The sequence below is a fragment of the Mycobacterium sp. genome (genome assembly GCF_049585075.1).
Classification (GTDB): domain Bacteria; phylum Actinomycetota; class Actinomycetes; order Mycobacteriales; family Mycobacteriaceae; genus Mycobacterium.
Window position 1 is genome coordinate 1 of the sequence record NZ_JBAUZA010000048.1, and the last position, 8,468, is coordinate 8,468.

Below are 8,468 nucleotides of genomic sequence, written 5' to 3' on the forward strand. Positions count from 1 at the left end.
ACAAAAGGGTGGGCCGGCGGTACCGGAGAGTCTCACCACCCACCTGATTGCGCCGGACGGCAGCAAGGTGGCGACGGCAAAATTCGAATTCGCCAATGGCTACGCGACAATCACCATTGAGACCACCGGGCAGGGCGAGCTGACTCCCGGATTCCACGGCGTACACATCCACTCGGTAGGCAAGTGTGAGGCCAACTCGGCTCCCCCCACCGGCGGAGCGCCGGGCGACTTCCTCTCGGCCGGTGGACATTTCCAGGCGCCGGGTCACGTCGGCGATCCCGAAAGCGGCGACCTGACTTCGATACAGGTGCGTAAAGACGGCGCGGCATTGTTGGTGACGACGACCGATGCGTTCACCAAAGACGAGCTGCTTGCCGGCGCGGGGACTGCGATCGTCATTCACGCCGGAGCCGACAACTTCGGCAACATCCCGTCGGATCGCTACAACCAGGCCAATGGATCGCCGGGCCCCGACCAGACCACGATGTCCACCGGTGACGCCGGCAAGCGGGTGGCGTGCGGTGTCATTGGTGCCGGCTAGCGGGGCGACCCGCGGGGCACGTGCCCATATCGACTTTGCCGGCTCACCCCGGCCGACCATCGGCGTGGAATGGGAGTTCGCGCTGGTCGATGCGCAGACCCGCGACCTGAGCAACGAAGCTACTTCGGTGATCGCCGAGATCGGCGAAAACCCTTGTGTTCATAAGGAATTGCTACGCAACACGGTCGAGGTAGTCAGCGGCGTCTGTGACAACACGGCACAAGCGATGGAGGATCTGCGCAGCACACTCAAGCCCGCCCGCCAGATCGTCCGGGACCGCGGCATGGAGCTGTTTTGCGCCGGCACTCACCCGTTCGCGCGGTGGTCCACCCAGAAGCTCACCGACGCGCCGCGCTACGCCGAACTGATCAAGCGCACCCAGTGGTGGGGCCGGCAGATGCTGATCTGGGGCGTGCACGTCCACGTCGGAATCTCCTCGGCCGCCAAAGTAATGCCGATCATGACTTCTCTGCTTCAGTACTACCCGCATCTGCTGGCGCTGTCGGCCTCGTCGCCGTGGTGGGTCGGGGAGGACACCGGTTACGCAAGCAATCGGGCGATGATGTTCCAGCAGTTGCCCACCGCCGGGTTGCCTTTTCACTTCCAACGATGGTCGGAGTTCGAAGGTTTCGTTTACGACCAGAAGAAGACCGGCATTATCGATCACATGGACGAGATCCGTTGGGACATAAGGCCGTCGCCGCACCTTGGCACACTCGAGGTGCGAATCTGCGACGGTGTGTCCAACCTGCGTGAGCTCGGCGCGTTGGTGGCGTTGACACATTGTCTGATAGTCGATTTGGACCGTCGGCTCGATGCCGGTGAGACACTGCCGAGCATGCCGCCCTGGCACGTTCAGGAGAACAAGTGGCGCGCCGCCCGCTACGGGCTGGATGCGGTGATCATTCTCGACGCCGAAAGCAATGAACGGCTGGTCACTGAGGACATGGCCGACCTACTTGACCGCCTCGAACCGGTCGCGACGTCGCTGCACTGCTCCGACGAGCTGGCCTCGGTGGCCGATATCTGGCGGGTTGGCGCGTCGTATCAGCGGCAGCGGCGGGTCGCCGAGGAACACGAGGGGGACCTGCGCGCCGTTGTCGACGCGCTGGTCGGTGAGCTGGATATCTGATGATGACAGCCGTTCCGATGGCGATGTTTCCACTCCAGTCGGCGCTTTTGCCCGACGAGGATCTTCCGATGCAAATCTTCGAACCGCGCTATGCCGCGCTGGTACGGGATTGCATGAGCGACGAAGACCCTCGTTTCGGTGTTGTGCTGATCTCGCACGGCCGCGAGGTCGGCGGCGGCGATGTGCGCTGCGACGTCGGGACGGTGGCCAGGATTACCGAATGCGTGGATCTGGCTGACACGGGCCGCTTCGTGTTGCGTTGCCGGACGGGCGAACGGATCCGGGTGTCCGAGTGGCTGCCCGACGATCCTTACCCCAAGGCCATGGTGCAGGCATGGCCGGACGAGCCCGGCGAACCGGTGACCGCAGCCCAACTGGACGAGCTCGAATACCGGGTGATGATGTTGTTCGAGCGGATCGCGGCGGCCCGCAACTTTTCGTTGCCTGAGCGGGCCGTGATTCTGGGTACCGACACTGACACTGCCGATCCCGGCACGCGGCTGTACACCCTGGCGTCGCGTATTCCGATCGGTGCGGCCGACCGCTACTCGGTGCTGGCCGCCCCGTCGGCCGCCGAACGGCTTGCCGCGCTGAGCGACGCGGTGGATTCCGTTGCCGCTGTAGTCGAATTTCAGCTATCTGAGTAACGCGCTTCGATGAACACGCTGCGCGGGGCGAGGTCGGCGAGCTCGCCTTCGGGTATCCGGTCGTAGCGTTCCATTAGCTTCAACGCCTCGATCGCGCTGACTGACCAGCCGCGCTCGGTCAGCCATGGGGTGAGGTCGGTGCGCTCCTCGATGAACCACAGATCGGCGGTGTCCGGCACGTCCGCCTCACTGCTCTGCCCGGCCTCTTCGAGGACGCGGCGTAGGTGTTCGCGGCGATGCTCCAGATACTCCTCGTTGAAGGTGCTCGGGTTCACCGCCTCGACCGCAATCCGGCTGCCGTCGGAGCTGAGTTCCGTGACGCGTTCGAACAGCAGATCCTGGCCGGCCGCTGGCAAGTACGGCAACAGCCCTTCGGCGGACCACGCTGTGGGTGTCGAGGGATCAAAACCCGCCTCGCGCAACGCCGTCGGCCAGTCCGCTCTCAGGTCTATCGGCACCGCCCGATACGTGGCGGAAGGCTCTGCGCCGTGCTTCGCGAGCACCTCGGTTTTGAAGGCCAGCACCTGGGATTGGTCGATCTCATAGACGACGCTGCCGTCGACCCAGGGCAGCCGCCACGCGCGGGCATCCAGGCCGGCAGCCAGAATCACTGCCTGATCGATGCCGTTGGCGCCGGCGGCGATGAAGAACTCGTCGAACCACTTGGTGCGTGCCGCGGCATAGCCTCCGACGATCCGCACGCGTGCGTTCATCGAAGCTGTTGGCTCCCAGCCGTGTTCGCGTGCAGTATCGATGAAAAGCTGCGCATACGGGTCGGTGAACAGCGGGCAGTCGCAATCGGATTCGGCGGCCCGCGCCATGGCTACACCGAGCGCGGTCGCACCGACGCTCTCGGTGATGTCCCAGCTGTCGTCGTGAGTCCGTGCCACGAAACCAGGCTAATGAAGTTTCAGAGCACGCGCTTAACACAAGGTGGCATGGTGTACGTCGACGCGTGGCCCCGATGTTCCTTAGAACACGTTGAGCCGGCGCATGACCTCGAGCGCGGATGGGTCGCCTTGGGCGTCGACGCCCAGGGTGTCCCAGCTGCCTCGCTGGGTGACCCAGCGTACGAATGCTGGTGAATCGCAGGTGATCTGGGCGGACACGTCGCCACCGCCGATCCGCAGGGTGCGCTCACCGGCACCGGTCAGGCGTATCTCGACGGCCTTGTCCATACCGTCGAGAAGCTCGCTGTTCTGTTGGGGTAGCGCTGCCTCGATCCAGTCGAGTGTGGGCGCCAGCCGCAAGTCGTCGGACGCGGGCGGTTCTCCGCTGAGCGGTCCGGCTGGGGCGAACAGATCGCACCGGATATGGACGTAATGCTCGAAGGCGAACGCGGCCGGTACGACAGATGCCGGGTAGGTCCCGACATCGCCGAGCGGCACGTCAACATCCTGGCCCTGCACGGCGGCCAGCAATTCCAGCCCCTTCGCGCTGACCGACTCGTAGTCGGCCACAACCTCGGCGGGAGTCATGGAGCGGCGCGACTCGACATACAAGTCAGCGGCTCGTTCAGCGGGCAGCCCGGCTGAGTCGGGCAAGTTCGACATGTCCACGGCTAGCCAGAAGCTGCACGCCATATGGGATACGACGTCTTGCATCGTCCAGCCGGGGCACCCGCTGTCCTTCGCCCACACAGCGTCGTCCACCTCTTGGCAGAGCGCCAGCAGCACCTCGCGGTCGGCCTCAATTGCCTTCAGTGCGTTGCTCATGTCATTTCTCCTCACTACGACGCCTGGCTCACCGCCGGCGACGTACTCTTCGTGGACCTTGCTGCGTTGGAGGCTCGTCGGCATCGCCGCTTTCCTTCCGATTGAATAGGACGGTCGGAACTCCTGAGCTACGGTACGAAGCAGATACATACCGTCTGTATGAACATACATACAGTATGTATGAAAGGCAATGGTCGATGAATGCACCCCGCCGCACGCAGGCCGAGCGCGCCGCGGAAACACGCGATGCACTGATCTCGGCGGCCCGTCCGCTATTCGCCGCACAGGGTTTCGCCGAGGTGCCGCTGGAGACGATCGTGCGTGTCGCGGGTGTGACCCGCGGCGCCCTGTATCACCACTTCGCCGACAAGACCGAACTGTTTGCGGCGGTTTTCGAACAAGTCGAAGGGGAAGTGGCCGCCAGGATGGGCGAGGCGATCGCCGCGTCGAACCTGAGCGATCCGGTCGAGGTCATGCGGTTGGGTGCGGGGTTTTGGTTAGACGCCTGCTCCGATCCGGAGGTGCAGCGCATCGTGCTGGTCGATGCTCCGGCCGTGCTGGGCTGGACGCGGTGGACCGAGATCGGGAACCGCTACAACGCCGGGCTGGTGCGTGCGTTGCTGACCGATGCCGTCGAGACCGGACGCATTCCGCCGCAGCCGATCGAAGCGACCGTCCTCACCATCCTCGGCGCGATGCGTGAAGCGACGCTATATGTAGCACTAGCAGAGGATCACGAGCACGCCCGTCAAGATGCCGGCGTCGTCATGAACCGACTGATACACGCACTCAGTGCCGAGTGACGTCCGCGGGAATGCCGCCGCGACGGGCGCTTCGCTGCATCAGCTGCGGTGCCAGGAGTCGGTGCAGCGGGCCGATGACGAGCCAGACGGCACGTGCGGCGATTTTGCGGTGATAACGCACGCGCGTGGTCAAAACGGCCCGCGAGCCATCCTCGCGTCGCAGCGTCAGTTGGCCGCGCATCAGCGGCCCGTCCGCTTGCAGCACGATCTCATCGTGGTCTGACCGGATGATCGTCCAGCCGATTGCGTGCTCAGGCGACGCATACGGGCCTAGTCGAAATCGCAGGAGGTGGCTGTGGATCCACAACACCGCGTTGCCTCCGATGCCCGGTTCGCGTCCCAAGCCATCGCGGAATGCCTGTTCGGCAGTGCGCATGTCGCCATCAGAGATTGGGACTGCGAACGAGTCCACGTAGTCACTAGTCGCCTCTGCCGCAATGCGTTTGAGTGTCGCTCGCACGACAACACGGTGCCCGCCGGTGCCGATGACGAGCGCGCGATAGAGCCTGCCGTGCAGACCAGGAAAGGCCGCCCACGTCGCAGCGCGCACCCGGGTGCGCTGCGGTGCTTGCGCATCCAATTCGAACACCCACCGGTAGATCGCGAACGGGTGGCGGCCTTTCAGTGCGAACCGCGCCGGTGGTCGCGCTTCGTCCAGGACGAAACCGGTCGGCACGGTTGACGGGTCGTGCGGGTCGCGGCAGATGACACGCAGCAGCGCCGCCCACGTTTCTGCCCGATTCGCCTCGATGGTTATGGCATGCTCGTCAATATAGGATAATCGTTCCATATAGAAGGACTGTACTATATCGTGGCACCTCCGCGGAAGCACGAAAGCGATGTGATCCTCGACGCCGCCCGAGCACTGGTGCTCGACGGCGGACCGCGCTCGGCGAGCGTGGCAGCGATTGCCAACGCCAGCGGTGCGCCGGCCGGCACGCTGTATCACCGGTTCGGCAACCGCAATGGCATCTTGACCGCGGCGTGGCTGCGGGCGCTGGAGCGCTTTCAGGCCAGGGCGATGGCCGCCGACAGCGATACCGCCCTCGCGACGGCCGTCACCATGGCCGTCGCTGCGATCGGATTTGCACGCGAATTTCCCGAGGATGCCCGGCTGTTGTTGATGGTCCGGCCCAGCGACTTGCTTGACGGCGAGCCGGATGCGGCGTTCGAAGACGCGCTCGCCGAGCGGAATGCGCCGCTGCTGCAACGGCTCCGAACGTTCGCGCAGGAGCTATATGGCAGCAGCGATAGGCGATGCGTCGACGCCGTTGCCAGAGCGATCGCCGACCTGCCCTACGCCGTTGTGCGCCGGCACGCTCACGACGACCCGATGCCCGCCTGGTTGGAGGACGACGTCGCCGCGGCGGCCCGCGCATTGTTGACTGATTTCCAGCCAAGCTGAAGCAGGGTGGATCAGCGTTGCGTGGCGAACGCGCGCAGCGCGGTCAGCTGCGCGGGATCCAATGAGGGCCGGACGGTTTCGCGCGCGGCAGTGACGTCGGCGGCGGTGATCTCGGCAGCGTCGACCGAGCGTCGCATGGCGGTAAGTGCAGCCTCACGCAGCAGTGCCACGCAATCGGCGGCGCTGTAGCCGTCCAGATCGGCCGCCAGCGCGGCCATGTCAACGTCGCGCAACGGAACCGACTTGCCCGCGGTGCGCAAGATATCCAGACGGGCTTGCGCGTCAGGCGGTTCGACGAACACCAGCTTCTCCAGCCGGCCGGGGCGCAGCAAGCCCGGGTCGATCAGGTCGGGCCGGTTGGTGGCGCCGACCACCACGACGTCGCGCAGCGGCTCGATGCCGTCGAGCTCGGTGAGCAGCGCGGCGACCACCCGATCGGTGACCCCGGAGTCGAAGCTCTGGCCACGCCGCGGTGTCAGCGCGTCGACCTCGTCGAGAAATACCAGCGACGGAGCGGAATCGCGGGCCCGGCCGAACAGTTCGCGCACCGCCTTCTCGGAGGAGCCGACCCATTTGTCCATCAGCTCAGAGCCTTTGACGGCATGCACCGAAAGCCGTCCGGTGCTGGCCAGTGCGCGCACCACAAACGTTTTGCCGCAGCCTGGCGGTCCGTACAGCAGCACCCCGCGCGGCGGCTGAACACCGAGCCGGGCAAAAGTGTCGGGATGCTGCAGCGGCCACAGTACCGCTTCGGTCAATGCCTGCTTGGTGGCGGCCATGTCGCCGACATCATCGAGCGTGATCGAGCCGAGTGTGACTTCGACTGCGGCTGAGCGTGACAGCGGCCTGATCACGGTAAGCGCGCCGAGCAGATCGTCCTGGGTCAGCTTCGGCGGAGTGCCGTCGGAGCTGGCCCTGGCTGCCGCGCGCAATGCGGCCTCTCGGATCAGCGCTGCCAGATCGGCGACTACGAAACCCGGTGTGCGATCGGCGATCTCGTTGAAGTCGATGTCTACGGTGGGCACCGGCTTGAGTAGCCCCTGCAGCAGCGCAGTACGAGTCGCCGCGTCGGGCAGACTCAGCACCAGCTCGCGGTCACACAGGTCTGGGGCGCGCAGCCTGGGGTCGAGGTTCTCCGGCACCGACGACGTGACGATCACCGCGACGTGAGTGGCCGCGACCGCCTTACGCAGCTCCGCCAGGATCAGTGTCGCCACCGGCTCGGCGGTGGCAGGCAGCAGCGCGTCGATGTCGGCGATCAGCAGGACTCCGCCGCCGTCGCTGACATCCGCGGCCGCCGAGGTCACCCGCTTGAGCCGGTCATCGGCGGCCAACGCCCCGACCTCCGGGCCGTCGAGCTCTACCAGCCGCCGGCCGGCGCAGACCGCGCGCACCAGCGTGGTCTTGCCGACACCCGCCGGACCGGACACCAGAACGCCCAAATTCGTTCCGGCGCCAAGGGTTTGCAGGAGGTGCGGCTCGTCGAGCGCGAGCTTGAGCCACTCGGTCAATTTCGCGGCCTGCACGCTGACGCCCTTCAGGTCGTTGACGGTGACCGTGACCGATGACGTCGTTGCGGCGGCCCGTTCTAACGGCGGTGCCGCATCCGGCACACCGGTTCCCCACGTCACCAACGAGTTTGGCTGCACGCTCACCGGCCCGGTGGGATCGGCACCGGTGACGGTCAGCAGCTCCGAGGTCCAGCTGATGCCGACTGCCGACGCCAACGCGCTCGCTGCAGCAGACGTCGACGTGCCCGGACCCAGGTCGCGTGGCAGCAGCGAGACCGCGTCGCCGACGGTCAGCACTTTGCCGAGGAGAGCCCGCCGCAGGGTGGGAGGGGGAACCGATCGGCTGGTCATCGCCGAGCCGCTCAGTGTGACCGAGCGCGCGCCGTACACCGTTGCAGCGCTGACGATGACGGCGGCGTCCTCGCTCAGGCCGGCGTTGGACAGCGTCACGTCGTCCAGCAAAACGGTGCCGACCGGGGTTTGCGAGCTGGTCATGCCCGCCACCGCCGTCGTGGTCCGCGATCCAGTCAGCGATACCGCGTCCCACTCCCGAATCCCAAGGGCGGCAATGGCATTAGGATGCAGCCGGACAACACCGCGGCGGGAGTCGACGGCTGCGGTGTTCAGCCGAGCCGTCAGCGTGAGCTGCGGGGACGTCATGGCCGGCCGGTTGGCCTGCGCAAGCCCAACCGCGCCATCGACCGGCGGTTAGGT

General features: G+C 65.8%; 9 protein-coding genes. 5 read left to right on the plus strand and 4 right to left on the minus strand.

Annotated features, from left to right (window positions below):
- From sodC to WB785_RS02305, 3 genes are all read left to right on the plus strand, one after another.
- The coding region (gene sodC / locus WB785_RS02295; protein WP_424077078.1) for a superoxide dismutase[Cu-Zn] at positions 1-541 on the plus strand (541 nt) is incomplete at its 5' end.
- The gene (locus tag WB785_RS02300) at positions 522-1,673 is read left to right on the plus strand and encodes a glutamate--cysteine ligase (protein WP_424077086.1); all 1,152 of its coding nucleotides are present in this window, start codon (positions 522-524) and stop codon (positions 1,671-1,673) included. The genes sodC and WB785_RS02300, both read left to right, overlap by 20 nt.
- The gene (locus WB785_RS02305; RefSeq protein WP_424077079.1) at positions 1,673-2,320 is read left to right on the plus strand and encodes an LON peptidase substrate-binding domain-containing protein; all 648 of its coding nucleotides are present in this window, start codon (positions 1,673-1,675) and stop codon (positions 2,318-2,320) included. Before WB785_RS02300 ends, WB785_RS02305 begins: the two co-directional genes overlap by 1 nt.
- Here WB785_RS02305 and WB785_RS02310 read toward each other — a convergent pair.
- Both WB785_RS02310 and WB785_RS02315 read right to left on the minus strand, forming a co-directional pair.
- On the minus strand, positions 2,305-3,210 hold the full coding sequence (locus WB785_RS02310; protein ID WP_424077080.1) for an SAM-dependent methyltransferase: 906 nt from the start codon (positions 3,208-3,210) through the stop codon (positions 2,305-2,307). The two genes, WB785_RS02305 and WB785_RS02310, sit on opposite strands and share 16 nt — an antisense overlap.
- A gap of 81 nt (positions 3,211-3,291) precedes the next feature.
- Entirely contained in the window at positions 3,292-4,035 is a 744-nt protein-coding gene (locus WB785_RS02315; RefSeq protein ID WP_424077081.1) for a maleylpyruvate isomerase family mycothiol-dependent enzyme, read from the minus strand.
- 197 nt (positions 4,036-4,232) lie between these two features.
- On the opposite strand from WB785_RS02315, the gene WB785_RS02320 reads away from it, so the two are divergent.
- The gene (locus WB785_RS02320) at positions 4,233-4,838 is read left to right on the plus strand and encodes a TetR/AcrR family transcriptional regulator (RefSeq protein WP_424077082.1); all 606 of its coding nucleotides are present in this window, start codon (positions 4,233-4,235) and stop codon (positions 4,836-4,838) included.
- On the opposite strand, the gene WB785_RS02325 is transcribed toward WB785_RS02320, so the two are convergent.
- Positions 4,825-5,628 (minus strand): hypothetical protein, encoded by an 804-nt coding sequence (locus tag WB785_RS02325; RefSeq protein ID WP_424077083.1) that lies wholly within the window; start codon positions 5,626-5,628, stop codon positions 4,825-4,827. The genes WB785_RS02320 and WB785_RS02325 overlap by 14 nt on opposite strands.
- A 21-nt stretch (positions 5,629-5,649) precedes the next feature.
- Between WB785_RS02325 and WB785_RS02330 the strand changes: the two genes are divergently transcribed.
- Complete coding sequence (locus tag WB785_RS02330) at positions 5,650-6,243, plus strand: TetR/AcrR family transcriptional regulator (RefSeq protein ID WP_424077084.1); 594 nt, start codon at positions 5,650-5,652, stop codon at positions 6,241-6,243.
- Between the two features lie 11 nt (positions 6,244-6,254).
- On the opposite strand, the gene WB785_RS02335 is transcribed toward WB785_RS02330, so the two are convergent.
- Positions 6,255-8,414: an AAA family ATPase gene (locus tag WB785_RS02335; protein ID WP_424077085.1), complete on the minus strand. Its 2,160-nt coding sequence runs from the start codon at positions 8,412-8,414 to the stop codon at positions 6,255-6,257.
- Between the last annotated feature and the right edge of the window lie 54 nt (positions 8,415-8,468).

Coding starts and splice junctions, on each gene's coding strand:
- WB785_RS02305 (WP_424077079.1), top strand. CDS start 1,673: ATGATGACAGCCGTTCCGATGGCGATGTTTCCACTCCAGTCGGCGCTT.
- WB785_RS02315 (WP_424077081.1), bottom strand. CDS start 4,035: ATGAGCAACGCACTGAAGGCAATTGAGGCCGACCGCGAGGTGCTGCTG.
- WB785_RS02320 (WP_424077082.1), top strand. CDS start 4,233: ATGAATGCACCCCGCCGCACGCAGGCCGAGCGCGCCGCGGAAACACGC.
- WB785_RS02325 (WP_424077083.1), bottom strand. CDS start 5,628: ATGGAACGATTATCCTATATTGACGAGCATGCCATAACCATCGAGGCG.
- WB785_RS02335 (WP_424077085.1), bottom strand. CDS start 8,414: ATGACGTCCCCGCAGCTCACGCTGACGGCTCGGCTGAACACCGCAGCC.